Source organism: Flavobacterium frigoris PS1 (assembly GCF_000252125.1).
Lineage (GTDB): Bacteria > Bacteroidota > Bacteroidia > Flavobacteriales > Flavobacteriaceae > Flavobacterium > Flavobacterium frigoris_A.
Genome location: NZ_AHKF01000041.1, coordinates 1 through 773 on the forward strand (window position 1 = coordinate 1; position 773 = coordinate 773).

Below are 773 nucleotides of genomic sequence, written 5' to 3' on the forward strand. Positions count from 1 at the left end.
TACAATCCACTACTAAATCTACATTCTTTAAAAGTTCTTGCATACTTCCTTTTAATGGAATATTTCCGATTTTCATTTCTTTTTCGGCTTCGGGTGTTGCCGCATAGATATTGTACTCTTTTCTAACGGCGTTTTGAATGCGCCAATCGCTGATAACATCACAGACTCCTACTAGTTTCAAATCGTCTTGTTTATTAATAGCATCAGCCACTCTTTTTCCGATAACTCCATATCCGATAACTGCTATATTTTTCATGTAATTTTATTTTATATTAATTATGTTTTATTATTATTTGTTTCCATTCCCATTGGCATGTTCCCATCATCATTTGTATGTGAAATCATAAAAAAACGTTCTGAGATAAGTATTAATATAATTCCGATTGCCGCGACTATAATTACTAAGGGATCGTTAATGTATTTTACATAAAGGAAAGCAGAAAGAACCACTGCGTCCATAATAATTGCTATTAAGGGTATAATTGGATGGAAATCTACTTCCTTTTTAAGGTGACGAAAAAGGCCCCAATGAATAGCAATATCCATAATAAGATAAAAAATAACTCCAATAGAAGCGATTCTTGTCAAATCAAACAACATAGTCAGCAAAATAGCAAGGGAAACCGTGAATAGGAGTGCGGGGTTTTTAAAGCTACCTATTTTGTTTAACGATGGTACCTGTTTCATATTACTCAACATCTCCAATAGGCGAGAGGCTGAAAACACACTTGCAATTACACCTGAAAATGTAGCAACGATTGCGATTGCTATGG

2 pseudogenes are annotated in these 773 nt (G+C 34.2%); both read right to left on the reverse strand.

From position 1 onward, the window contains the following. Positions 1-256 (reverse strand): annotated as a pseudogene (locus HJ01_RS16905) (type II glyceraldehyde-3-phosphate dehydrogenase); the annotation flags it as partial. Between the two features lie 20 nt (positions 257-276). Beyond that, positions 277-773 (reverse strand): annotated as a pseudogene (locus HJ01_RS16910) (amino acid permease); the annotation flags it as partial.